Raw genomic sequence first — 24549 nt, 5'->3', positions numbered from 1 at the left:
CTGTTGGCGGGTCTACGTTTGCCCGAATGAAAAGGAGATAGATACCATGAACCAAAAAACAGCACTTCGTCCGATCACACCTGCATACGACCCTTGGGAAGCCTATCTCGATGTGCAGGATTACGGAGAAATGAAGCTGACTAATATTGAATTTACGACAACAACGCTGTGTAACATGAGATGTGAGCATTGTGCGGTCGGCTATACCTTACAGCCTAAAGACCCGAATGCGCTACCGATAGATTTACTGCTTCGCCGTTTAGATGAAGTTCCGCTTCTGCGCTCACTCAGTATTACAGGTGGAGAGCCCATGCTTTCTCTTAAATCTGTACGGGAATATGTCGTCCCTTTATTAAAGTATGCCCATGAACGCGGCGTCCGTACACAGATCAATTCAAATTTAACCCTTGATTTAGCCCGGTATGAAGAAATTATTCCATACTTAGATGTCCTTCACATTTCACATAACTGGGGCACTGTCGAAGAGTTTGCAACGGTCGGTTTTGCCATGATGGATCGAAAACCAACCTTTGAGCAGCGGGAGAAATTATTTAACCGCATGATTGAAAATAGTCAGGCACTTGTCAAAGCGGGCGTAACCGTATCCGCTGAAACTATGCTGAATAAGCGCACGCTTCCATATATCGAACACATCCACCGGCAAATCGTCGAGGAAATGAAATGCCAGCGCCACGAAGTTCACCCGATGTACCCAAGTGATTTCGCCAGCGCCCTTGAATCATTGACGCTTCCGCAAATGCGGGATGCGATTCATCAGCTGCTTGATATTCGTGATCAAAACACATGGATGCTGTTTGGCACCCTGCCATTTTATTCATGCAGTACAGATGAAGAAGACCAGCGTCTACTCAACCGATTGCGCCAGGAGAAAAATGTCACGGTACGAAATGACCCTGATGGACGCTCACGGTTGAATGTGAATATTTTTGATGGGAATATTATTGTGACAGACTTTGGCGATACACCACCGCTTGGAAACATTGCAACTGATACATTGCAATCAGCCTATACACGCTGGATGGACACAAAATTAGCAAAAGAACTGAATTGTCATTGCCCAAGCGTGCAGTGCCTCGGTCCGAATGTTTTAGTGAAAAACAGCTATTATCAAGATGTTGATTTTACTTCTCGTACAGCCAGGGGGTAACCGATAGATGGACGATACATTTCTGACAGTAGTCAAAAACAAATACATTGAAATTCTCCTTGTTGGACTCATTCTTTGGCTTGCTGTCTTTATGATTAACAAAGCCCTTCAAATTTTCTTTAAACGAACTGAGTTTATAGAGGACAAGAAGAAGAAAACGATCGAGAGCTTGGTCAAATCGGTCACGCAATACACCGCTTCGATTTGCTTTGTGCTCTATGTCATTTCTCTGTTCTTTCATGACTTTGGGAAAATCCTTGCGGGTGCTGGTGTTGCTGGGATCGTCATCGGTTTTGGCGCCCAGACGCTGATTCGTGATATTTTAGCAGGCGTTTTCCTCATCTATGAACGCCAGATTCATAAAGGGGATTATGTGACGGTGAATAACCTCTTTAATGGAACCATTGAAGAGATTGGTCTCCGCTCTCTGCAAATTAGAGAATGGAGCGGCAAGCTGTTAACCATTTCTAACGGAGATATCCGTCAAATCCAAAACTATAACATGCACTACATGCGCATTACGGAATCTGTGTTAATTAGCGCGAATCAAAACCCAGATATCGCCTTTCAAGCACTTGAAACAGCATGTGACAATTTAAATCAAATGCATCATGATTTTCTTAAAAAAGACGAATTTCAAAACGCCATTGAACCCTTTCAAGTTCATGGAATTATGGGTCTGAATAAGCTGAATCGCGGGATTGAAATCACAGTAAAGGGAATGGTCGAAGACGAAAAATACTTCGACGCCGCCCTCGCTGTGCGAAAAGAAATGATCAAACAACTTCATCAGCATGATGTCAAATTGCTTGAGGATCTCGCTTATCCTCAGCCTGCAAAATAACCTCATTTATGATGGGGTTATTTTTTTATTTGTTTTTTGTTAACCAGTTAATTATAATGTTATTTAGTTAATCAGTTAACAAAAGAGAGGATGTATGGAATGACAAAAACAGAAGCAATTTCTTTCATCAAGGAGATGTATCAAGAGGTGTTAACCAAGTTCGATGTAAAAAAGGTGGAGACTTATTTTTCACCTGACTATCAGCAAGTGACCGATGGGAAGGTTTCCACGCTTGATGAATTTAAAAAGCATCTATCCACATTAAAAGAAATGACAACACAGCTTGTGATCCCCACCTTTCATGATGTGTTATTTGATGAAGAAACGCAGCAGGCGTGTTTTCGTTACACGGTACATGTTGAACTCGCAAGCGGAGACGGGGGTTTAATAGATGTCACAGCTCTTTTCACCTTATTAGATGGCAGGATCATTCGATGTGACGAGCTGACTCGGGCTCACGAAAAACATGAAATGCTTGAAACGCTTGGGCACATTTGCTAACAATTTTCTTCACTTCAGCCCTCTGACTTCTATCCTCTTGACTGATTCATGTATAATAGATAGCAGAATGATTTCATGCAGCATGGGGACCCTCATACTGTGTATTTTCTAAGTGAAAGAGAGTGAATAAGATGGGTCGTAAGTGGAACAACATTAAAGAAAAGAAAGCATCAAAGGATGCCAGTACAAGTCGTATTTACGCAAAATTCGGGCGTGAAATCTATGTGGCTGCCAAACAAGGTGAGCCAAACCCAGAATCAAACCAAGCACTTCGTTTTGTCCTAGAACGTGCAAAAACATATAGTGTCCCAAAACATATTGTGGACCGTGCCATTGAAAAAGCCAAAGGCGGTGCGGAAGAGAACTTCGATGAGCTGCGCTACGAAGGATTTGGTCCAAACGGATCAATGGTGATCGTTGACGCCCTCACCAATAACGTAAACCGGACAGCTTCAGATGTTCGAGCAGCATTTGGGAAAAACGGTGGAAACATGGGCGTAAGCGGCTCTGTTGCCTACATGTTTGACGAAACAGCTGTCATCGGTGTCGAAGGGAAAAGCGAAGAAGAAACGCTTGAGCTATTAATGGAAGCAGACGTTGATGTACGTGACATCATGGAAGAAGATGAAACGGTGATTGTGTACGCTGAACCAGATCAATTCCATCAAGTACAAGAAGCATTCAAACAAGCCGGCGTAGAAGAATTCACTGTCGCTGAAATCACAATGCTTCCGCAAAACGAAGTGACATTAGACGATGAATCGAAAGCACAATTTGAAAAGCTGATCGATGTATTAGAAGAGCTTGAAGACGTGCAGCAGGTTTATCATAATGTGGATTTAGGGGAATAAGGAAATTGAGACAGACCTTTTAAAGGTCTGTTTTTTTAAAATAAATAACAGAAATTAAAGGAAATAATGTATAATTTTAATAAAAATAAACAACGAGGTGCTTAATGGAATATTTAACGAAAACGAAGTTATCCGAAGCTGTAGGCTGGTCAGAAAGTGGCGGAAGACGTTGGATTAATTTTTTCCAAGAATATATTCCAAGTGTCAAACGAGGTAATTCAATTTCTTTCACTCAACAATCAGTGGACGCTTTAAAAAGAATTAAGCAACTCAGTGAAATATTTTCAATGAAAGAAATGCAAGAATTATTTATTGATAAAGGCTTTCCTAAGAAGGATACAGATATTAAAGATTTAATTAATAGTTTTAGTTCTAGTACAAATGATATTCCATCAACTAAAAAAATTATCATAACATTTCTTAACGTAATAAAAGATCGTAAACCCTATACCTCTAGTTATATAACAGATGAATTGACTAAGTTGTTTAATTTAACTGAAGAACAAAGATCTCGATCCTACGAAAACAGTAAAGATTCAATTTTTATTACAAGAATACGTAGTGCTAGATACAGTCTTAAAAATTCAAACTATATAGAAGAAATTAGTCAAGCTACATACCAAATAACATCAATGGGTTTAGATTTGTTAGATGATAATCAAAAAGAAATGGAAGAAGAATTAGAAGACATTGAAGAAGTAATTGATCCATTTGAAATTATGTCAGAAAAGTCAGGTGAGTTAAGGAAAGAACTGGCACAATCACTCTTGCAACAGATTAAAAAAGCACATTGGAGAAAGCTCGAATATATAATAGTTGAACTACTTATGGCTATGGGTTATGGCGACGGGAAAATTACTGGTAAAACTAACGATGGTGGTATTGATGGTGTTATAAAAGAAGACAAACTTGGCTTAGATAATATTTATTTACAAGCAAAACGATGGGATAATTCTATAGGTAGAGAACTTGTTCAAAGCTTTTCAGGTGCCCTGGATGACATGGGCGCAAAAAAAGGTGTTTTTATAACTACTTCTCATTTTACTAAAAATGCAATTGATTATGCAGATAGACTACAAAGTAAAAAAATTATCCTAATTGATGGTGAACGATTAGCAAAATTAATGATTGATTACGATATAGGTGTTAATTTAAGGGAGAAATTTATTTTAAAAAAAATTGACTTTAGCTATTTCAATGAGGAGTAAAATAAATATTAACAATTTATAAACAAAACCTCTTTCATCATGAAAGAGGTTTTGTTTGTTTAATTCATCCCTTGAAACCCAAACGTCAAGTGATCCTGAACAGGTATCCAAGCGCCGATTCCTTGTGAGGTCACGTTTTTCACGACAAGTTTTCGTTTATTTCCTTTTAGTACAAGGTACACTTCTCCGTATGTGACCTTACCTTTTTCGTTAATCGCTGGTGCATAGGCATGAAGCGATGCTGCTTTTTTCGGAGAGACGTGGTATGACTGATCTCGTTTTGTTCCTGCACCAATCACGGTGTCAAAAGCGAGGGGCAGCTTTGTTTTTTGAATCGCTTTTTGCATCATCAATGTTTTCACATCTTCTGGGTTCGGCACTTTTGCTGTGAGGCCGCCACTTACTTTCACTTGCTGCTTTTGAACGTATTTTCCAATGGCTGTTTTGTTGCCGCCTCTGTTATCAATGTGGTTCGTATTCACTTTTTTGTATTCCCAGTTGGCGACCGTTTCGTTTGAATCGTAGCTCAGCGCCCATCTTCCGAGGAAAATGGTCGCACGGTATCCAACAGCTAATGGCGTCCCTGAAATGCTGGATTCATTCAGCATTTTAATCAAATGAGTATTCTCAATCGGTACACTTGTTGTTTTGAACAATTCAGCCGTCAGCTCGCTCGGCTGGAGCAGCGGCTGATCCTGTGACGCGTTGGGATACGTATTCTCCTTGGAGATACTGGCGACAGAGGATGGCACTTTAAATGGCTTTGCCGCCTCCGCTGGAAAGCTGTATAGAAAACTTAAGGATAAGAGAACAACAAACATGATGCGGAGCATCTTTTTCATATCATCACTCTTTCTCATTCATTTTTCCATAGTATTTTCCGCAAAGACGTCCCTTATCCACAAAAGATTATAAAAGGAAAAATCCAATCGCCATAATAAAATAGGCAGCGAGTAATGTGGCGCCTTCAAACCAGTTTGTATCCCCGTCATTAGATAAAATGACCGTGAGCAGCACAGAGGATGCCATCGCAATGAGCTCTGGCAAGGAGAAAATGAGCGGCATCTGCTTATCAAAAAATAGCGAGCTAATGACTAGGATTGGCGCGACCATCATGGCAACCTGAAGTGTGGAGCCAAAGGCAATTTCCACTGCTACATCCATTTTGTTTTTATACGCCATGATGACAGCTGAGGCATGTTCTGCGGCATTGCCGACGATGGCCACAATAATGACACCGATAAACAGCTCACTCCAGCCAAACTGTTCTCCTACCGTATCAAAAGTATGAACAAGACGCTCTGAAATGTACGCAACTGCAATCGTCGAAAGCAGCAAAATGACAGTGGCAAACTTTCCAGACCATTCAGGTGTTTCTTCTTCCGTCTCCGCTTCACCTTGCATACTGTCCTGCTTAGCAACATAGACTCCGCGGTGGCTGACCAGTTTGAAATAGAGCGCCGCGACATAAAGCAAAATCATCACAATGCTGATCCCAATGCTTAAAACAAACTGCTTATTCTCTGCCATCTCCATCGAAAACACTTCTGGAATGACAAACGCTACAATGATGGCAAACATGAGCAAGCCTGAATTGTGCCTTGCATCATGGACATTGAACACTTGGCGCTTATATTTTAATCCGCCAACAAAAAAAGACAGCCCCGCCACAAGCAGTAAATTTCCGATGACTGATCCAGTTAATGAAGAAAGTACGATGGCCGTCAGTCCTTGTTTTAAGGCAAAAAACGATATGATTAATTCCACTGCATTTCCGAATGTGGCGTTTAAAAGTCCGCCAATTCTAGGTCCCGCAATGATGGCAAGACTTTCTGTGGCTCTTCCCATAAAACTAGCAAGACCAATAATGGCGATACAATAAACGGTAAACATGATGACCTGCGGGAAATGAAGAAAACTGCCAATCACCGATAGCGGAACACCGATTGCGACAATCACAAGAAATAAACGATTCATACAGCCATTCTCCTTTACATATGTCTGACTGTTATTCTTTCGTGAGTGCCGTCATCGTATACATTTTAGATTCGCGCGTGTGAGAGGGTGATATCAATACTCTCTTTCACGGACTGCACCATAGAGCAGTGCTTCAATGCAAGGGTGATCATTTTATCGATTTGTTCATCAGATGTATTGATGTCTTCAAATAAGATATGTAAATGAATGCAGGAAATTTTGTTTACAGCTCCTGCCCTTGTCGTTTCAGATGTGATCGTCATCCCTTCATAGGATATTCGCTTTTTACGGCATACATGAATGAGCATTTCTCCAAAGCAGCCTGCAATGGCTGAGGTGAGCAATTGAGATGGGCGGTACCCCAGTTCTTCTGTTCCTGAAATAGGCAGCTGCCTGTCCTCAATAAGTGCGATCCAATGATCCTTTTCGTATGTCAGCTTCATTCCTTTTCCACCTTTCTATTGAAACCCCTCTGGTTCCATTGTACGATGAAATCATGAACTTGTAAGGAGCATCTTATGTCGAGAATTCACTTTATGATTTTAATTTTACTGGTATCCGTATCCGGTTTTTCACAGGGTGCATTACTTCCTGTCATTTCCATTATTTTTGAACATGCCGGCACTTCTCCTACGTTAAACGGCCTGCATGCCACAGGCTTATATCTCGGTGTGCTGCTTGCGTCTCCTTTTATGGAAGCACCGCTTCGCCGGTTTGGATTTAAGCCGTTAATCGTCATTGGAGGAGCTGCTGTCTTTTTAAGCTTGTTTAGCTTTGTGTTTTTTGAATCTTATGTCTTCTGGTTTTTCCTCCGGCTCATGATCGGGATTGGTGACCATATGCTGCATTTCTCTACACAGACGTGGGTGACCTATGCTTCATCATCAAGAAATCGCGGACGAAATATTTCATTGTATGGATTATCATTTGGACTCGGTTTTGCCGCCGGCCCTTTTTTAACGCCGCTCATTGAGATCAATCCAGCCTTGCCTTTTATTATTTCTGGTGCCGTTAGTTTATGTATTTGGCTGCTTGTGTTTGTTTTAAAAAATACATATCCAGATACAGGCGAAGTGCAAACGTCAGAGCAGACAAACAGTTTGAAGCGCTTTAAAAAGGCCTTTCAATTTGGCTGGGTCGCCTTTATGATGCCATTTTGCTACGGCTTTTTAGAAACGACGCTTAATAGTAACTTCCCTGTGTATGCACTCAGGAGCGGTGTGACAGTAGATGCAGTTGCGTTTATTTTACCTGCGTTTGCCATTGGGAGCATTGTCTTTCAGCTTCCTCTTGGGATGCTTAGTGACCGGTTTGGCAGGCGCCGCATCATTTTATGTGTGACACTCGCTGGATCATTCTTTTTCCTTTTGGCAGGAATTTTCATTCAATCCGTTTTGGCTGTGGCCATCTGTTTCTTTATCGCTGGAATGGCTGTAGGCTCTACCTTCTCGCTTGGCATCAGTTTTATGACCGACTTATTGCCAAAGCATCTTCTTCCCGCCGGGAATTTAATGTGCGGGATGGCGTTTAGTGCAGGCAGTATTCTCGGGCCGGTACTCGGAGGATTCTTTGTGCAAACGTTTGAAGGAATGAATTTACTTTACCTTGTCAGCATCGTGATATTATTTGTGTTTTGCTGCGTTCGATTTGGGAGAACGACGGCAGTGCTGGAGAGTCACTAAAATGGAGGGTCAAAATCGTTGTTTACATATCACATCACAAATGAATTGACTTTGGCATCTCTACAATTAGATGATGCGGACTCACTATTTAGCCTTATTCAAAAGAATAAGGCCCATTTAGGGGAGTGGCTGCCTTGGGTTCATCACTGCAATAGCATAGAAGCGGTCAAAACGTTTATTCAATCAACTCAAACCACTTACGATGAACAAAAAGGGTTGGAAGCTGGCATTCAGCTGAACGAGCAATTAATCGGTGTGTTCCGTCTGACTTTTGATCAACAATTAGGCAATATCGGTTATTGGATTGATGAAGACGCGCAAGGACAGGGCATTGTGACAACCATCGTCAAAGCTATGACAGAAACCTTTGCTCCTAAAGTCGATGGATTTGAAATTTTTTGCCCTATTGGTCATGTCAGAAGTGAACGTGTAGCGATAAACGCAGGGTTTCAGCATGATCCTCATTACCAGTCAAAACCTGATACAGCTTTTATTCTTAAGCGATATATACGATTGTCGAAATAAAAAACTCCCCTGCATCTATGCAGAGGAGTTTTTTTCATTTAATGATAACCATTTTGCCCGTTCGCACTGCCGCTTGTTTTGTGCTTTGGCTGATGGCCTTTGTTTTGTTTCGTGTTGCTTCCGCCTTTTTTCGATTGTTTGGACATATGTGATTCCCCCATCCATCAAGATTGAACATGTTCGTTCTTCTTTAGGATGCCCGGATTTCTTCACACCTTGCCTGGTACGATTTTACGCTTATGTAAAAGCGCATTAAGCTCGCCGCCAAGGATAATCATGATGCCGGTTAAATAGAACCAGATCATTAAAATAATGATTCCCCCAATACTTCCGTACATCGCGCTGTAATTAGCAAACTCGCCTACGTAAAATGAGAACAGCATGCTCACCAAAATCCATCCAATCGATGCAAAAATGGCGCCTGGCAGAACAAATTTCAATTTCAGTCTGATGTTTGGGGCGAAATAGTACAAGGCTGTAAACACAATCAATAAAATCAGCGGGCTAATGATCCACCTCATGGCCGTCCAAATGGTGAGAAAGGCATCTGACTGCCCAACTAATTTTGCGACAAATAAGCCAAGTTCTTTTCCAAAGACAGGCAGCATTAAGGCAAAAATAATCGTAAGAACCATCGCTATAGTTAAGATGATTGATGTTAAACGTACGAGAATGAAGGAACGATTTTCCTCAACTTCGTAAGCATGGTTAAATGCTCTGACGACGGCATTAATCCCGTTAGATGCAGACCAAAGGGCGGCAATAATCCCGAATGACAGCAATCCGCCGTTACGGCTGTTCAGTGTCTCTTCGGCAATGGATTCAATCATCGAAAGCGCTCCTTCTGGCGCATAACCAGAGATGACGCTTAGGACATCCTTCGACGTCAGCGGCAAATATCCAACGAGTGTCAGCACGAAGATGAGAAACGGAAATAATGAAAGCAAAAAGAAGTAAGCAAGCTCAGCAGATTTTGCCGGTCCTTCATGCAGCAAAAAGCGTTCAATTAACGCTTTAATAAAACCCATACGCCTCATCTCCAATGATCAATCTTTCTATTTCGATCGAAAGTGATCCTTTGTTTCTTCAATAATCTCTAATACTTTTGGGGTTGTTTCCTTTAACTGATTGACTTGTTCATTTAAAAATGACAAATCATCTGAGACTGTTCGCATCAGCTGCTTCGTTTCTTCCATTTTTTCTTTCATACAAGCAGAAATTCTGGCTGGCTCCTGACGGTATTCCGCCAGCTTTTCCTGACAGTCATCCCATTTGTCTTTGAGCGCGATTCTCGTTGGCCGATGAAATAATGTCAGCAGTGCGCCGCAAGCTGCTCCTATCACAGCTCCTCGAAGCATGATTTGATTTTTTTCTTCCATCTCGTCTGATCTCCTTTCAGTTAAAGGTGTTTCTCTTTTTTTACATACGTCAAAAAACGATCAATTCCTGTTTCAATTAAATCATGTACTTCCTCAAAGTTTCCAGTGTAATAAGGGTCTGGCACATCATCTCGATCGTCGTCTTCAACAAAGTCAAGAAGACGGCCAATAAAGTGATGTTTCCCATAGCCGGCTATACTGCGAAGTGCCCCTACATTTTCAGCATCCATCGCAATGATATAGTCGTATGCTGTGATGTCCTCATCTATGATTTGTCTTGCGGACATCCCTTCATAGCTGATCCCTTTTTCATCAAGCAGCTTTCGTGTTCCTTCATGCGGAGGACTGCCTTGATGCCAGCCGCCAATGCCTGCTGAATCAATGACAAAGTGCTCGCTTAGCCCCTCATCTTCTACTCATTTCTAAACATGGCCTCTGCCATCGGTGACCTGCAAATATTGCCAAGACATACGAATAATACATGAATCATCCTTCATTCTCCTCCTATCTTTTCCCTAAGAACTGCTTTCGAAAACCTTTTCTCTATCATATCAAGCCCTTTTTCTTTTGAAAACTTTGCAAGAAAAACTCCCATCGGCATTGACACATTATACAAAAAAAGGTGACACTTTAGGAGAAATAAACAAATAAAGGGGGATACATATGGGATGGGTAGAACAGATTGTCAGCAGTATCAATGATGTATTATGGGGACCGCCGCTTTTGTTTTTGATCGTGGGGACAGGGATTTACCTTACCTTTCGCGTGCTCTTCATTCAAATTAGGCTGCTCCCCTATTCGCTTAAGCTGGCATTTTCAAAGCAAGATAAGACATCAGAAGGTGATATTTCTCACTTCCAAGCATTAATGACAGCCCTTGCTGCAACGGTTGGAACGGGAAATATTGTAGGGGTCGCCTCTGCTGTCATTGCCGGAGGACCAGGCGCTGTGTTTTGGATGTGGTTTGCAGCCTTCTTTGGAATGGCGACTAAATATGCTGAAGCTGTTCTCGCAGTGAAATACCGTGTCAAAAATGAAAAAGGTGAAATGTCCGGCGGGCCGATGTACTATTTGGAGCATGGCTTGAAGCAAAAATGGCTAGGGGTGCTGTTTGCTATTTTTGGCGCCACGGCTGCATTTGGGATTGGGAATCTCGTGCAGTCAAATTCGATTTCTGGTGTCATGAATTCAACCTTTCAGATTCCAACATGGATCACCGGCATTATCATTACGGTCTTTACTGCCCTTGTGATTTTAGGCGGGATTAAAAGCATTGGCCGTGTGACGGCTATTTTTGTACCGGTCATGGCTTTATTCTACGTCATTTGCGGACTGATCATTCTTGTCATGAATGCGGATCTTGTCCCAAGTGCCGTCGGGCTCATTTTTACGGATGCATTTACAGGCCAAGCCGTTGCAGGCGGTGCGATCGGAACCGTAATCCGCTGGGGTGTGGCGAGAGGGGTATTTTCCAATGAAGCGGGTCTCGGTTCTGCACCAATCGCTGCTGCTGCTGCAAAAACAGATATGCCTGCTCGTCAAGCGCTTGTGTCAATGACGCAAGTCTTTATTGATACGATGATTGTTTGTTCTATTACAGGGATCACAATTGTCATGGCCGATATGTACGTCACAGAAAAAAGTGATGCACTCACCTCGTTATCCTTTGCTCATTTCCTTGGTCCAATCGGCTCAATCATTGTTGCAATCGGCTTACTTTTATTCGCCTATTCCACCATTATTGGCTGGTCTTATTATGGCGAAAAATGCTTTACATATTTGGCGAAAGATTCATATGTGATGTATTATCGTGTTGTGTTTGTTATTGCTGTCTTTTTCGGTGCCGTATTTAAGAATGATTTCGTCTGGGGCGTAGCGGATATGCTAAACGGACTGATGGCTGTTCCTAACTTAATCGGCCTCATCGGTTTGTCAGGAGTTGTCGTGTTTGAATCTAAACGAATCATTGATAAGATCAAGCAGGAGAAAAAGGAGAAAAACATCTCGGTGTCGTCTTAATAGCCCTTTTATTCTTTTGCTTTTCTGTTAAAATAGACATATTATTCAACACATATGCAGGAAAGGACGTGCCGCCCTTGTCAGAGCAAAAAGCGGCTGAAGTCAATCAGCTGATTGAAGACATTTCGCAAAAGTTAAATATGCTGAACATTGGAGTCATCAAAGCCGAGGACTTCAGTCCAGACAAGTACGAAGATATTGAATTTCTACACCAAATGGTGATGAAAAAATCTTCATTCAGCCCAAGTGAAATGCAAGCCATCGCAAGCGAGCTAAAAAACTTAAGAAAATAATCGTGCAAAGGAAACTGGATTGCGGTTTACGCCGCTTTCTTCCATTCATGCGCAGAAAAAGCCAGCACCCCGCAAGGTGCTGGCTTTGTTTATCCTGTCAAAACTGCTTATTTTGCGAGCAGTTTTAATGATTCACGGTTAAATGCTGGAATGTCATCAGGTGTACGGCTTGTCACAAGCTGTTCCTGACAAACGACAACTTCTTCATCTTTGAATTTTGCGCCTGCGTTTTCCATATCTACTTGAATGGATGTATAGCCAGTCGCGCCTCTGCCTTCCAGCGTCTTTGCTGTAATGAGCAATTGCGGTCCGTGACAGATCGCAAATACTGGTTTTTTCTCGTCCATAAATGCTCTTGTGAACTGGACATAGCGGTCATCTGCACGCAGAATGTCTGGTGAGAACCCGCCAGGAATCAGAAGTGCATCGAAGTCTTCAGGCTTCACGTTATCAATGGACGCATCCACTCTCACTTCTGCTTCTCCTTGCTTCCCTTTCACTGTTTTTCCTTTTTCGTTTTCAATCACTGTGATCTCATGGCCTGCATCTTTAAAGGCTTTTGCAGGCTCGGTGAATTCAACATCCTCAAAGTAATCTGTTAATACAACTGCAATTTTCTTACCCATGTAGAAACCCTCCTGCTTGATTATCGTTTACACTACACACTATACCCGGGGACATTGAAATCAAACATCCTATCCCGATCAGATAACCCCTTATGATGAAAATAAGCATTTAGACTTATTTATATTTCCTCAACAAGGTAATTCGTATGATTTATGTTATCTTTACAATAATCTGCAAAAAATAACTACAAAAGTTAACGAAACATTTCTACAATAGGTATTGTGGTCAAAAAAATTAGAAAGGCGGAGATCAGGTGAAGAAGCAAGCACATAGGTCTAAACGAAGGAAAAACCTGTCTATTCTGCTCACTTCCATTATGATGATTAGTCTCATTCTCCCAGCAGTACCTACTCATGCAGCAATAGAAAACGGCGATGCCGTAAAAGTCAGCATCTTAGCCACAACGGATGTACATGCCAACATGATGAATTACGATTATTACAGCGACAAAGAAACAAATGAATTTGGTTTGGCAAAAACAGCCGAGCTGATTGAAAAGCACCGTTCACAAAATCCTAATACACTCCTTGTTGATAACGGAGACCTGATTCAAGGAACCCCTCTTGGAGAATACGTTTACAAAAATGAGAAAGACCGCATCATCAATCAAACAAAGGTTCACCCCATTATTCATACACTCAACAAACTAAAGTACGATGCAGGAACACTTGGCAATCATGAATTTAACTACGGATTATCATTTCTTGATGGTACCATTGCCGGCGCTAACTTCCCGATTGTCAATGCGAACGTCAAAAAGTTAAATGGAGAACACCGTTTTACGCCTTATGTGATCCAAGATAAAACCTTTAAAGATGCAAACGGAGCTTCACAAACTGTAAAAGTCGGTTACATAGGATTCGTTCCACCGCAAATTATGACGTGGGATAAGAAACATTTAGATGGACAAGTTCAAGTGCAGGATATCGTCGAATCTGCCAATGAAACCATTCCTGAAATGCAGGAAAAAGGGGCAGATATCATCGTCGCTCTTGCCCATACAGGAATTGAAAAAACCGCTTCGCCTAAAGGGTCAGAAAATATGATCTTTGATCTTGCCACGAAAACAAAAGGCATCGATGCGATCGTGTCCGGCCACCAGCACGGCACATTCCCAAGCGCTGAATATAGCGGCGTCGACAAATTCGATGTCTCAAAAGGAACCATCAACGGCATTCCAGTCGTCATGTCAAAAAACTGGGGAAGCTACCTCGGAGTCATTGATTTAACATTAGAGCCTGACGGCAGCAAATGGAAGGTCACAGATGGAACAGGAAAGATTGAATCTGTTGCAGGAGTCACCTCTCAAAACAGCACTGTGAAAGATGCCATTCAAACAACGCATCAAAACACACTTGATTATGTGAGAAAACCTGTCGGTAAAACAGAAGCAGACATTAACAGCTTTTTTGCTCAAGTGATGGATGACCCTTCTATTCAAATTGTGACAGATGCACAAAAATGGTATGCACAAGAAAAAATGAAGGATACCGCGTACAAAAACTTACCGATTTTATCTGCAGGCGCCCCGTTTAAAGCCGGCGGTCGAAACGGTGTGAATTATTATACGAATATCGCAAAAGGTGATTTAGCGATTAAAAATATCGGCGATCTCTACCTTTACGATAACACCGTGCAGATTGTCAAACTGAGAGGCAGTGAAGTCAAAGACTGGCTCGAGATGTCTGCTGGACAGTTTAATCAAATCAAACCAAACGATTCAAATGAACAGCCTATTTTAAACGAAGAATACCGCTCGTATAACTTTGATGTGATCGATGGTGTCACCTATCAAGTCGATGTGACGCAGCCTGCTAAGTACAGCACAACAGGCACCCTTGTCAATGCAAATGCAAACCGCATCAAAAACCTGTCCTTCAACGGGAAACCAGTCTCTGACAATCAAGAATTTTTAGTCGTGACGAACAACTATCGAGCTTCTGGCGGTGGAGGCTTCCCGCATCTGACGCAAGATAAAGTGGTGCTTGCCTCAGCTGATGAGAACCGCCAAGTACTGATGGATTATATTATCGAACAAAAAACCATCAACCCAAGTGCGGATCAAAACTGGTCCATTGCACCAATCAAAGGAGCAACAGTCACATTCGAATCTTCTCTTTTAGCTAAGCCGTTTGCTGAAAAATCAAGCAGCGTAGACTTTGTTCGTAACGCCAGCACAGATGGTCTTGGCGTGTACAAGCTCGCCTTTAAAGAGGATGGCACAACAGAACCGCCTTCATCAGACAACTGGAATTTAACGGTGATGCATACAAACGATACACATGCCCACCTTGATGATGCGGCAAGACGTGCAACCAAGATTAAAGAAGTTCGAGCCGAAAGCAAAAACAACATTTTATTAGATGCTGGAGACGTCTTCTCTGGTGACCTATATTTCACAAAATGGCAAGGACTTGCCGACCTAAAACTAATGAACTTAATGAAATATGATGCCATGACATTTGGTAATCATGAATTTGACAAAGGTCCTTCTGTTCTTCGTCAATTCCTGACGGGTGATGCTTCAGATGTAGATGCGAAAAACCGTCATCAATTTGAAAAGCCTGCATTCCCAATTGTGTCATCAAACGTTGATGTCTCTAAGGAAAAACAATTGAGCGGCTTAGTGAAAAAGCCAGCGACATTTAAAGCTGGTGAGAAAAAAGAAGCTGGGATTTACCCATACATCCTGCTTGATGTAAACGGTGAAAAGGTGGCTGTATTCGGCTTAACCACTGAAGACACGGCCATTACATCCAGCAGCGGTCCGAACATTCAATTCAAGGATGCATACAAGAAAGCAAAAGGAACAGTCAACACGATTCAAACAGAAGAAAAAATCAACAAAATCATTGCTTTAACACACATTGGCTATAACCGTGATCTTGAGCTTGCTCAAAAAGTAGATGGTATTGATTTAATCATTGGCGGTCACACGCACACCCTTGTTGAAAAATTAAAGGTCGTCAATAAGAAAGAACCAACGATTGTCGCACAGGTAAAAGACTACGGACAATTTTTAGGAAAAGTAGACGTGGCCTTTAATCAAAAAGGAGTCGTACAGCCAAAGGAATCTTCTTTTGATCTCATCACCATCGATGACTCTGTCAAAGAAGATGCTGATGCAAAAGCGATCCTCGATCAGTACAAGGCAGATATTCAAGATTTAAAAACGGAAAAAGTCGGGTCTGCTGATGTCCTCTTAGATGGACAACGCGAGCATGTCCGTGCGAAGGAAACGAACCTTGGGAACTTTATTGCTGACGGCATGCTGAAGAAAGCGCAAGAATCTGCTGGTGCTGATCTTGCCATCACAAACGGCGGCGGAATTCGAGGCAGCATTGAAAAAGGAGATATCACTTTAGGTGATATTTTAACGGTCATGCCATTTGGAAACACACTATATGTCGCAGATCTAAAAGGCAGCCAAATTAAGAAAGCACTCGAACAAGGGCTTTCAGGCATTGAGGAAGGCGGCGGCGCATTCCCTCATGTAGCCGGCATTGAATATACGTTTACACTGAGTAAACCAGCTGGCAGCAGACTCATTGATGTCAAACTGAAAGACGAAAACGGCAAACTAACAGACATTGATGATAAGAAAACATACCGCGTGGCGACAAACGCATTTGTCGGCACAGGCGGAGATGGCTACAGTGTCTTTACAGAAGCCTCTCACGGCGAAGACTTAGGCTATGTTGACTATGAAATCTTCAAAGAGCAAATTGAACAGGCAGACGGCGGGCATATTTCTCCTGTCATCGATCACAGGGTGAAAGAAGTGTTCCTTCCGCGTGCGAAAGGAAAAAGCACCTATGACATTCAAGATGATGAGAAATTCCAAACGTATGTGCAGCATACAAACAAAGCATTGCTCTATTTAGACAAAGCGAGCGAAGCAAAAAACGTTCAATTGTCTCTATCAAAAGCGCAGGTAGCCGAGCTGAGGAAAAGAGAGCAAGATCCAAACGTCACCATCTATCATGACAAAGTGGGACTCGTATTACCGCTCTCTAATTTGTCCGAAAATAGCGCAGATATATGGATGAAAAAGACGAATAAAGTGAAAAATGCATTAACGGATACGTATGATTTCCAAATCAAACAAGATCAGAAAAAGGTTTCTACCTTTAAAGATCCTGTCACACTATCCTTTACATTAGATGAGCCTCAAAAGGCGAAGAAACCTGGTGTATATTATGTAGACCGCAAGAAAAACCGTTATGCCAAAACAAGTAACGGATCGTTCGAAAATGGGGTCGTATCAGGTCAAACTGAACACTTCAGCGAATATACCGTACTCAACCAAAGCGGGGCAGCTGGAACAACGCCAGATCAAACTGGCGGAGACGGCGGTACATCAGTGCCAGGCGGAGGTTCAGGTACAGATCCAAACCAAGATGGAACCGGACTCCCAGGCGGCACACTGCCTAATACAGCAACGATGATGTATACAGCTGTATTGATTGGTATACTTATGCTTGCCTTAGGCGGTATCCTATATTACTACCAGCGCAAGCGTACAAGAAAAAATGTATCATCCTAAAAAAGGACAGAGCGTATGCTCTGTCCTCATATTGTTGACAAAGGGCTAAAATGATCTTGATTTTAGCCCTTTGTCTTCTTTTCATCTCAATCTTGGGATAAATAAATCCAATTGCGTTTATCAAATTCTTTCACATTATCTGATCCTATATGACGCAGCATTCTATTGAAGAACGTGATATCATCTTCATCATCGATGGCATATAAATCCTCTTGAACATAATCTCTTATAATAAAATTCGTTAAGTTCGTATTATTCACAAAATCAGCAAAATAATTCTCTACAAGAGTTAAATCCTCTTCACTTAACTTTTCATCATTAATAATTGAAATATGAAACACATTCAAAATCGCTTGTATATCTTCTTCATCCATATAACATAATGGCGCTAGTTTTCGATCTTCTTCCGTAAACGGTTTTCGAGTATCTTCAATAATCACGTAACATAATATTCGATGATCTTTCATCACGCTAAAAATTTCTAAATCCCTTAATTTTAATGGTCGATTCAGTCTAATCATTTTTCCTCCTATAAATCATTTCTCCAAAAATTGAAACGGACAGAGCCTATGCTCTGTCCGTTTTTTCTCTTCTAGCAAAATCGACGAATCTGAAGCGGTCTAATCGGTGACGGCTTTCTGTGTATTGAAATAGACTCGTATCCTCTAAGAACACATAATTCTTTACCACGACGACATGGTCAAATCCCTTCAAATCAAGGTACTTCGCATCCTCTTCTGTACATGGCTCTACCACAAATTCCTTTTGAGCATAGCTGATCGATACACCGAGTTCTCCCTCAATATACTCGTAGATTGATCCTTCGCATATGTCTTTAGTCAAGACTTCGACATGCTTTTGCAAGAAGTAGTCCTTGTCTAAAATCACTTCTTCTCCGCTAATATTACGAGATCGAATGACTTTCCAGACGTCTGTCTGTTCATCAATTTTCAGCTGAGACTGAATATACTGATCCGCTTTAATTAAGCCAAATTCATGAACCGTTGTGACTGTCTTTCGGCCAAGCGTTTGAGAAAGCTCTTTAAAGCTGACAAGACCTGATACAGGGAACTGCATTTTCTCCCGATTCAGCAATACAGAGCCTTTTCCGCGGATTTTTTGAATATAGCCATTTTGTACAAGAATATTTAATGCCTTTCTCACCGTCTCCCGGGACGTGTCGTACATGATAGAAAGCTCATGTTCTGATGGGAGGATGCCTTTATCCTGCCATTCACCTTGCTCAATTCGTCTTGCGAGCTGATCATAAATCACTCGAAACTTATTCTCTTTCATTTTCCCTCCGCCCCATTTTCTAGCGTTTGGTTAAATGATAAACGATTGACTCATATGGGCGCAACGTAAATCCCTTGATATGTGCCGGCACATCCTCATAATTGGATAACAGGACTTGCCCCTCCATCTCATCTACAGCCTGCACAAGCTCATCAGGAAGCGTAAAGTCCGCCTCCCCTGGATAAAAGTGATTGATCACGAGGAGCTTCTCATCCTTGCTTTCTCTAACATAAGCAAAAATCTTTGGATCTTCTGCTAAAAGTAAGGAGAAGCTGCCATATGTGATCACATCAAGTTCTTTACGCAGTCTGCAAAGGGCTTGGTAATGATAGAAAATGGACGTCCGGTCTTTTAACGCAGCTTCGACCGAAATGTCGTTATGGGCTGGCTCAATCCAAGGTGTTCCTGTTGAGAAACCTGCATTCTTCTCTGAGGTCCACTGCATTGGTGTTCTCGCATTATCTCTTGACTTGACCTGTAAAATGGCGAGTGCTTCTTCCTTTGATTTTCCCTTTTCAAGCATGACTTCGTACATATTGAGTGATTCGATATCACGGTAAGACGAAATGTCCTCAAAGCGAGGATTCTTCATGCCAATTTCCTCACCTTGATAAATATAAGGAGTCCCCTGCATCAGATGAATCGTGGTCGCCAGCATCTTCGCTGATTGCTGATGATACGTGTCATCATCACCATACCTTGAGACGATACGCGGCTGATCATGATTGCACCAGAACAGCGCATTCCAGCCGCCGCCCTCATGCATTTTCGTCTGCCATTCAGACAGAATCGACTTTAATTCTTGAAAATCAAATGGTGCGATCGCCCATTTTTCACCGTTTGGATAATCCACCTTTAAATGATGGAAATTGAACGTCATATCCAGCTCCTGCCGATCAGGTCTTGTATACCGAATGCAGTCTGCGATATTCGTTGAAGACATTTCTCCAACTGTCATGCTATCGTATTTCGAAAAAACCTCCTGGTTCATTTCATGCAGAAATTCATGAATTCTCGGCCCATCCGTATAGTACATGCGGCCGTCGCCTTGCACAGATTGTCCGGCGTCATCTAAGAAACGCTGATCCTTTGAGATGTTGTTGATGACATCCAGCCTGAACCCATCAATTCCTTTTTCAAACCAAAAGTGCATGATGTCATATACTTGCCCGCGCACCTCATCCTTCTCCCAATTGAGATCCGCCTGAGTGACATCATATAAATGAAGATAATAATCTCCTGTTACTTCGTCAAACTCCCAGGCTGGGCCGCCAAATTTCGACTGCCAATCATTCGGCGGAGATCCGTCCGCTTTTGGCTCCTTCCAAATATAATAATCTCGGTAAGGGTTATCCTTTGACTCACGCGAGGCTTGAAACCACTCATGGAAAATGGATGTATGGTTAACGGCTAGATCCATAATGACTCGTATTCCTCTCTCATGCGCTTCCTTCAGCATGCGTTCAAAATCTGTCATTGTGCCGTACATGTCATGGATTTTTGTATAATTACTAATATCATAGCCGTTGTCATGCTGCGGGGACTCATACATTGGCGTGAGCCAAATACAATCCGCCCCAAGCTCTTTAATGTAATCAAGCTTTTTCGTCACGCCATTGATATCCCCTGTACCAGAGCCCGTTGTATCTAAAAAGCTCTTCGGATAAATTTGATAGACCACCGCTTTTTTCCACCATGGTTCATTTGATTGCTGATTCAATTTCCTTCACCACCACTAGTTAAGTTCTTCTGAAAAATCCTTCTTCTTTTTTAATTTTGCATATAAAAGAGTACCGATGAATGGAAGGATGAGGACAATCACCATTCCAATTGCAAATGCCCCCCAATATTTCGGGATAATGGAGAAGATTCCTGGAATGCCTCCAACACCAACTGAGCTTGCCAGCACCCCTTGAGAAGCGATAAACATACCGGCTAATCCTGAGCTGATCAGTGCAAAAATAAATGGGAAACGATAACGCAGGTTGACCCCAAACATCGCCGGTTCGGTAATTCCTAAATAAGCAGAAATACTTGATGTCAGCGAAAGTCCTTTTTGTTTTTCATCTTTTAAGACAAACATCATTGCCAGTGCAGCTGATCCTTGTGCGATATTGGACAGTGCAAGCATTGGCCATAGGAACGTGCCGTGCAGCTTTGAGTTAATCAATTGAATATCCACAGCGAGGAACGTATGGTGCATTCCTGTAATGACTAATGCTGCATACAGCCCGCCGTATAATAGACCGCCAAGTGCTGCGAATTGCTGGAATACCGCTACAAGTCCAGATGTTAAAACATTACCGATTGCAAAGGTAACAGGTCCAATGACAATGAATGATAAAAATCCAATGACTAATAACGTAATCGGTGCAACAACTAACAGCTGAATACTTTCAGGTGTCCGTTTTGTGATAAATAATTCGAGCTTTGCAAGTAAATAGGAGGCGACGAGTATCGGAAGAACCTGTCCTTGATAGCCTACCTTCTGCACTTCAAGTCCAAACAAGTTCCAAACAGGAATGTCACCGGTCTTCTCAGCCGCTCCATAGCCCCATGCGTTTAACAAGTCCGGGTGTACAAGCATCAGTCCAAGGACCATCCCTAAAAGCGGATTTCCCCCAAACCGCTTCACAGCTGACCAGCCAATTAATGCTGGCAGGAAGGTGAAGGCAGTGCCTGCAATTAAGTTGATCATATTCGCTAAATCAGCCCATGCCGGATACACATCCACAATCGATTTTTGATCGAAGAAAATATCAGGAGCTGTTAAAATATTATTAATCCCCATTAATAAACCGGCTGTGACGATGGCAGGAAGAATCGGTATAAAGATATCCGCAAGCGTTTTCACAGCACGCTGCAATGGATTTAGTTTCTGATCAGAGGCACGCTTCACGTCCTCTTTTGTGGCTTCCCCAATCCCCGTCCTTTTGACCATTTCGGCATATACTCGATTGACGGCCCCTTGGCCGATCACCACTTGGTATTGACCGTTCGCTGAGAAAGATCCCTTCACTTCATCAATTTGTTCAAGTGCTTTCTCATCCACCTTGTCTTCATCTTTCAGCACAAAGCGCAGCCTTGTTACACAATGTGTCGCTTGATCAATATTTTCTTTGCCGCCGATGGCTTTCACAATCTGATCTGCTGCTGCCTGATAATCAGCCATACTATCCCCTCCGAGATCGTTTTTTTATATAAGAAAAAAGAACCAAAAAACTTGTATATACATGTTAATTTATATTTTATATTTGTATATACATGTAGTCAACAACAAAATGCAGCGCTTACATAAAAAAGCTCCCTCAATGTGCTCAGGGAGAGGCAGCGTGTCATCATCTTTTTTTATGCTCCGTTAATTTCTCGTAGACCTTATTTTTGTAAAAGGAGGAGGCTGGGCGGGCAAAAGTTTGGCGTTTAGATGTAAGTTCATCCAGACGTTTTTGTTTTTCTTCACAGATGAGAGACAGTTTCTTTCTTTCCTCTCCATCTATGCTTGATTGAAGTAATTCTTTGACAGTCATGAGTTCTTTTTTCAGCGCTGTTTCTTCCCCTGCAAATCCGGCATTTTTCATGATACGGTAGCCCATTCTAAGTTCTTCTGGTACATGAGCAGCGTCATCTTTTGGCAAAGGCTTCCCAAAGCCAGATAATCCTTCAAAAGCCCCGTTATCCATCGCTTTTTTGATCCGTTCTTCTGATAATCTCTGCGCAAAATCCATAGCGTTTCTCCTTTCGCCGCAAGTATTTGATTAAGCATAGCAAAAAAGCTGGCTCTCTCACAAGAGCCAGCATCAACGTCTAGACAAGCCCTCGCATTCGGTGTCTATCCTGCGCTCAGGTGCTCGTCCCTTCTTCGCTGAAAAGAGAAAAAGGGCTAAAATATTTTAGCCCTTTCTCGTTATTTATTGTCGACTTTGAAGGTTGAGACCATTTGTGCTAAGTCCTCTGACATGTCAGAGAGCTGTTCAATCGCACTTGAAATTTGCTGCATACCAGCACTTTGCTGTTCTGTTGCTGCCGCCACTTCTTGAGAGCTGGCTGCATGTTCTTCCGATACAACAGAAATTTGCTCAATCGATGTAGAAATCGTTTGATATGCTTGCTCAACTTGCTTAATAGAAGCAAGCAAATTGTTCGTTCTCCTTGAAAACTGAGATACACCGTCGTAAATCAAAGCGAAATTTTGTGACGTGCCTTCCATTTGCTCACGTCCTTCTTCCACTGCTTTACTACTTTCCTCTACACTTTCAAGAACGCGCTGACTGTTTTCCTGTGTGCCGATGACAAGGTCTGAAACGGTTTTAGCCGCATCCGCTGATTGCTCAGCTAACTTGCGCACCTCATCTGCCACAACAGCAAACCCTTTTCCTTCTTCTCCAACACGTGCCGCTTCAATTGAAGCATTCAGTGCAAGCAGATTCGTTTGGGCTGAAATGTCCGTAATAATCGAGATGACACTTTCAATCTCCGTTGAATGAGATTGTAATTCTTCTGCTGCCTGCTTTGAGTTGGTCATCTTGTCATGTAGCATATTCAGATGATCAAGCACATGGTTCACTAATTTTTGACCAGATTCTGATTGCGCTTGTACGTCAGATGAAACAGATTTCATTTCGTCAACTTCTTTTGTGACGCCTTCGATTTGAGTATCGATCTCTGCAACGGATGTCGTACAATCCGTAATATTTGCGACAGAATCATTGATTCCTTCACTCATATTCGTCATAGCTTCTGATACTTGCTGCGCACTTTGACTTGATTCGGTCGTCACCGTACGAAGCTGTGAAGACATTTTCGACACTTCACTAGATGAGTTTGAGATTTTCGAAATGAGCTCTTTAATCCGTCCCTGCATCTTTTGGAAGGATGCGGCAAGCTGGCCGATCTCATCTTTACTTTCAACCTCTACCATACCAGTTAAATCACCGTCAGCAATTCGATTCGCTGATTCCATCAAGGAACGTGCTGGTTTTGCAATCTTTCTTCCCATGAAGTATGAGAAGAGTAATCCACCGATAAGCACAATGGCAGATGCCACTGTGATATAGATCATCAACTTCTGCGTTGTTTGAGGCACGACAGACGCATCTAAATCAATGCCTAAAATCCCTGTCAGCTCACCGCCTGAATCCTTAATTGGCAAAAAGACTGATTTATGTGTACCAAATGAATCTTTGTAAATATCACTTTTGACCATTTTATCTTCAGAGAGCGCTTGTTTCATCTCTTCTGAAAAAGCATAATCTTGATCAAAGTCATTTTCTTCACCGGTTAGTATAATAATTCTTTCTTTACCGCCTTTATTAGATAGCACGTATAAGTTCTCAAGCGTATGATCTTCTTGAAGCTCTGTGAATTTCTTTTTGACCTCCACATAAAGGGGATCATCTTTCCCGCTAATACCAAGGACGTTTCCATCCATATTATCGATCTCTTTCTTCGCTGTATCAATATCTGTTGTTAATCGATAATCAAATTGCTTTAATAACTGGGATGATAAATCCTGGCTCACTAGATAAAAGGTTAGAACGAATAATGCAACGGTTGCGAGTAATGTTACGGTAACGACTGACATGATTTTAGAGGATATCGTGTATCCTCCAAATTTCCTTTGTTTCGCCATTTTT

At 42.0% G+C, this 24549-nt stretch carries 22 protein-coding genes and 1 pseudogene; 10 read left to right on the top strand and 13 right to left on the bottom strand.

Features of this window, described 5'->3' with window-relative positions:
- Positions 1-46 precede the first annotated feature (46 nt).
- The 5 genes from yfkAB to NSS80_RS03940 all read left to right on the top strand — a co-directional run bounded on the left by yfkAB (position 47) and on the right by NSS80_RS03940 (position 4572).
- Entirely contained in the window at positions 47-1168 is a 1122-nt protein-coding gene (yfkAB, locus tag NSS80_RS03960) for a radical SAM/CxCxxxxC motif protein YfkAB (RefSeq protein WP_041106321.1), read from the top strand.
- A gap of 7 nt (positions 1169-1175) precedes the next feature.
- Positions 1176-2012 carry a mechanosensitive ion channel domain-containing protein gene (locus NSS80_RS03955; protein ID WP_024425846.1) on the top strand — a complete coding sequence of 279 codons (837 nt, stop codon included), beginning with the start codon at positions 1176-1178 and terminating at the stop codon, positions 2010-2012.
- A gap of 99 nt (positions 2013-2111) precedes the next feature.
- Positions 2112-2513: a nuclear transport factor 2 family protein gene (locus tag NSS80_RS03950; RefSeq protein WP_034283705.1), complete on the top strand. Its 402-nt coding sequence runs from the start codon at positions 2112-2114 to the stop codon at positions 2511-2513.
- Positions 2514-2644: 131 nt separating this feature from the next.
- Positions 2645-3364: a YebC/PmpR family DNA-binding transcriptional regulator gene (locus NSS80_RS03945; protein WP_024425262.1), complete on the top strand. Its 720-nt coding sequence runs from the start codon at positions 2645-2647 to the stop codon at positions 3362-3364.
- A 104-nt stretch (positions 3365-3468) separates the two neighbouring features.
- A complete protein-coding gene (locus tag NSS80_RS03940; protein WP_052712410.1) occupies positions 3469-4572 on the top strand; it encodes a restriction endonuclease in 1104 nt (367 codons plus the stop codon).
- 59 nt (positions 4573-4631) lie between these two features.
- On the opposite strand, the gene NSS80_RS03935 is transcribed toward NSS80_RS03940, so the two are convergent.
- The 3 genes from NSS80_RS03935 to NSS80_RS03925 form a co-directional block, all read right to left on the bottom strand.
- A complete protein-coding gene (locus NSS80_RS03935; RefSeq protein ID WP_223255680.1) occupies positions 4632-5393 on the bottom strand; it encodes a YfkD famly protein in 762 nt (253 codons plus the stop codon).
- An 88-nt stretch (positions 5394-5481) separates the two neighbouring features.
- Positions 5482-6549, bottom strand: a complete 1068-nt coding sequence (gene cax, locus NSS80_RS03930; RefSeq protein WP_342498424.1) for a calcium/proton exchanger — start codon at positions 6547-6549, stop codon at positions 5482-5484.
- Positions 6550-6614: 65 nt separating this feature from the next.
- Entirely contained in the window at positions 6615-6992 is a 378-nt protein-coding gene (locus NSS80_RS03925; protein ID WP_268413710.1) for an OsmC family protein, read from the bottom strand.
- A gap of 75 nt (positions 6993-7067) precedes the next feature.
- Between NSS80_RS03925 and NSS80_RS03920 the strand changes: the two genes are divergently transcribed.
- Both NSS80_RS03920 and NSS80_RS03915 read left to right on the top strand, forming a co-directional pair.
- Complete coding sequence (locus tag NSS80_RS03920) at positions 7068-8231, top strand: MFS transporter (protein WP_342498423.1); 1164 nt, start codon at positions 7068-7070, stop codon at positions 8229-8231.
- A gap of 18 nt (positions 8232-8249) precedes the next feature.
- Positions 8250-8756, top strand: coding sequence for a GNAT family N-acetyltransferase (locus NSS80_RS03915; protein ID WP_211044040.1), 507 nt, complete (start codon positions 8250-8252; stop codon positions 8754-8756).
- A 209-nt stretch (positions 8757-8965) separates the two neighbouring features.
- Here NSS80_RS03915 and NSS80_RS03910 read toward each other — a convergent pair whose 3' ends face one another.
- From NSS80_RS03910 to NSS80_RS03900, 3 genes and pseudogenes are all read right to left on the bottom strand, one after another.
- Complete coding sequence (locus NSS80_RS03910; protein ID WP_039177150.1) at positions 8966-9784, bottom strand: YhjD/YihY/BrkB family envelope integrity protein; 819 nt, start codon at positions 9782-9784, stop codon at positions 8966-8968.
- A 27-nt stretch (positions 9785-9811) separates the two neighbouring features.
- Positions 9812-10135, bottom strand: coding sequence for a YtxH domain-containing protein (locus NSS80_RS03905; RefSeq protein ID WP_041106306.1), 324 nt, complete (start codon positions 10133-10135; stop codon positions 9812-9814).
- A 20-nt stretch (positions 10136-10155) separates the two neighbouring features.
- Positions 10156-10625 (bottom strand): annotated as a pseudogene (locus tag NSS80_RS03900) (low molecular weight protein-tyrosine-phosphatase).
- 173 nt (positions 10626-10798) lie between these two features.
- Here NSS80_RS03900 and NSS80_RS03895 point away from each other — a divergent pair.
- Both NSS80_RS03895 and NSS80_RS03890 read left to right on the top strand, forming a co-directional pair.
- Positions 10799-12154: a sodium:alanine symporter family protein gene (locus NSS80_RS03895; RefSeq protein ID WP_024425851.1), complete on the top strand. Its 1356-nt coding sequence runs from the start codon at positions 10799-10801 to the stop codon at positions 12152-12154.
- Positions 12155-12231: 77 nt separating this feature from the next.
- Positions 12232-12447 (top strand): DUF1128 domain-containing protein, encoded by a 216-nt coding sequence (locus NSS80_RS03890; protein WP_003214000.1) that lies wholly within the window; start codon positions 12232-12234, stop codon positions 12445-12447.
- A 107-nt stretch (positions 12448-12554) separates the two neighbouring features.
- Here the strand turns inward: NSS80_RS03890 and NSS80_RS03885 are convergent, their stop codons facing one another.
- Positions 12555-13073, bottom strand: coding sequence for a type 1 glutamine amidotransferase domain-containing protein (locus tag NSS80_RS03885; RefSeq protein WP_208945909.1), 519 nt, complete (start codon positions 13071-13073; stop codon positions 12555-12557).
- A 254-nt stretch (positions 13074-13327) separates the two neighbouring features.
- On the opposite strand from NSS80_RS03885, the gene NSS80_RS03880 reads away from it, so the two are divergent.
- Complete coding sequence (locus NSS80_RS03880) at positions 13328-17620, top strand: multifunctional 2',3'-cyclic-nucleotide 2'-phosphodiesterase/3'-nucleotidase/5'-nucleotidase (RefSeq protein WP_317222691.1); 4293 nt, start codon at positions 13328-13330, stop codon at positions 17618-17620.
- Between the two features lie 86 nt (positions 17621-17706).
- On the opposite strand, the gene NSS80_RS03875 is transcribed toward NSS80_RS03880, so the two are convergent.
- The 6 genes from NSS80_RS03875 to NSS80_RS03850 form a co-directional block, all read right to left on the bottom strand.
- Positions 17707-18141 carry a terpene synthase gene (locus NSS80_RS03875; protein WP_197202903.1) on the bottom strand — a complete coding sequence of 145 codons (435 nt, stop codon included), beginning with the start codon at positions 18139-18141 and terminating at the stop codon, positions 17707-17709.
- Positions 18142-18187: 46 nt separating this feature from the next.
- On the bottom strand, positions 18188-18916 hold the full coding sequence (gene treR, locus NSS80_RS03870; protein WP_133744869.1) for a trehalose operon repressor: 729 nt from the start codon (positions 18914-18916) through the stop codon (positions 18188-18190).
- Positions 18917-18935: 19 nt separating this feature from the next.
- On the bottom strand, positions 18936-20636 hold the full coding sequence (gene treC / locus NSS80_RS03865) for an alpha,alpha-phosphotrehalase (RefSeq protein ID WP_212052959.1): 1701 nt from the start codon (positions 20634-20636) through the stop codon (positions 18936-18938).
- 15 nt (positions 20637-20651) lie between these two features.
- Positions 20652-22088, bottom strand: coding sequence for a PTS system trehalose-specific EIIBC component (gene treP / locus NSS80_RS03860; protein WP_024425280.1), 1437 nt, complete (start codon positions 22086-22088; stop codon positions 20652-20654).
- 166 nt (positions 22089-22254) lie between these two features.
- Positions 22255-22641: a DUF1992 domain-containing protein gene (locus tag NSS80_RS03855; RefSeq protein ID WP_024425857.1), complete on the bottom strand. Its 387-nt coding sequence runs from the start codon at positions 22639-22641 to the stop codon at positions 22255-22257.
- A gap of 179 nt (positions 22642-22820) precedes the next feature.
- Positions 22821-24545, bottom strand: a complete 1725-nt coding sequence (locus NSS80_RS03850) for a methyl-accepting chemotaxis protein (protein ID WP_025092688.1) — start codon at positions 24543-24545, stop codon at positions 22821-22823.
- Positions 24546-24549 lie beyond the last annotated feature (4 nt).

The sequence above is a fragment of the Bacillus sp. FSL M8-0350 genome (assembly GCF_038593345.1).
In the GTDB taxonomy this organism is placed as follows: domain Bacteria; phylum Bacillota; class Bacilli; order Bacillales; family Bacillaceae; genus Bacillus; species Bacillus safensis.
Note: the sequence above shows the minus strand (reverse complement) of the source record. Positions and strands in the feature narration are given on the sequence as shown.

Coding starts and splice junctions, on each gene's coding strand:
- NSS80_RS03925 (WP_268413710.1), bottom strand. CDS start 6,992: ATGAAGCTGACATACGAAAAGGATCATTGGATCGCACTTATTGAGGAC.
- NSS80_RS03875 (WP_197202903.1), bottom strand. CDS start 18,141: ATGATTAGACTGAATCGACCATTAAAATTAAGGGATTTAGAAATTTTT.
- NSS80_RS03920 (WP_342498423.1), top strand. CDS start 7,068: ATGTCGAGAATTCACTTTATGATTTTAATTTTACTGGTATCCGTATCC.
- treP (WP_024425280.1), bottom strand. CDS start 22,088: ATGGCTGATTATCAGGCAGCAGCAGATCAGATTGTGAAAGCCATCGGC.
- NSS80_RS03885 (WP_208945909.1), bottom strand. CDS start 13,073: ATGGGTAAGAAAATTGCAGTTGTATTAACAGATTACTTTGAGGATGTT.
- NSS80_RS03855 (WP_024425857.1), bottom strand. CDS start 22,641: ATGGATTTTGCGCAGAGATTATCAGAAGAACGGATCAAAAAAGCGATG.
- NSS80_RS03905 (WP_041106306.1), bottom strand. CDS start 10,135: ATGGAAGAAAAAAATCAAATCATGCTTCGAGGAGCTGTGATAGGAGCA.
- cax (WP_342498424.1), bottom strand. CDS start 6,549: ATGAATCGTTTATTTCTTGTGATTGTCGCAATCGGTGTTCCGCTATCG.
- NSS80_RS03935 (WP_223255680.1), bottom strand. CDS start 5,393: ATGTTTGTTGTTCTCTTATCCTTAAGTTTTCTATACAGCTTTCCAGCG.
- NSS80_RS03955 (WP_024425846.1), top strand. CDS start 1,176: ATGGACGATACATTTCTGACAGTAGTCAAAAACAAATACATTGAAATT.
- NSS80_RS03850 (WP_025092688.1), bottom strand. CDS start 24,545: ATGGCGAAACAAAGGAAATTTGGAGGATACACGATATCCTCTAAAATC.
- NSS80_RS03940 (WP_052712410.1), top strand. CDS start 3,469: ATGGAATATTTAACGAAAACGAAGTTATCCGAAGCTGTAGGCTGGTCA.
- NSS80_RS03950 (WP_034283705.1), top strand. CDS start 2,112: ATGACAAAAACAGAAGCAATTTCTTTCATCAAGGAGATGTATCAAGAG.
- NSS80_RS03895 (WP_024425851.1), top strand. CDS start 10,799: ATGGGATGGGTAGAACAGATTGTCAGCAGTATCAATGATGTATTATGG.
- NSS80_RS03945 (WP_024425262.1), top strand. CDS start 2,645: ATGGGTCGTAAGTGGAACAACATTAAAGAAAAGAAAGCATCAAAGGAT.
- treR (WP_133744869.1), bottom strand. CDS start 18,916: ATGAAAGAGAATAAGTTTCGAGTGATTTATGATCAGCTCGCAAGACGA.
- NSS80_RS03910 (WP_039177150.1), bottom strand. CDS start 9,784: ATGGGTTTTATTAAAGCGTTAATTGAACGCTTTTTGCTGCATGAAGGA.
- yfkAB (WP_041106321.1), top strand. CDS start 47: ATGAACCAAAAAACAGCACTTCGTCCGATCACACCTGCATACGACCCT.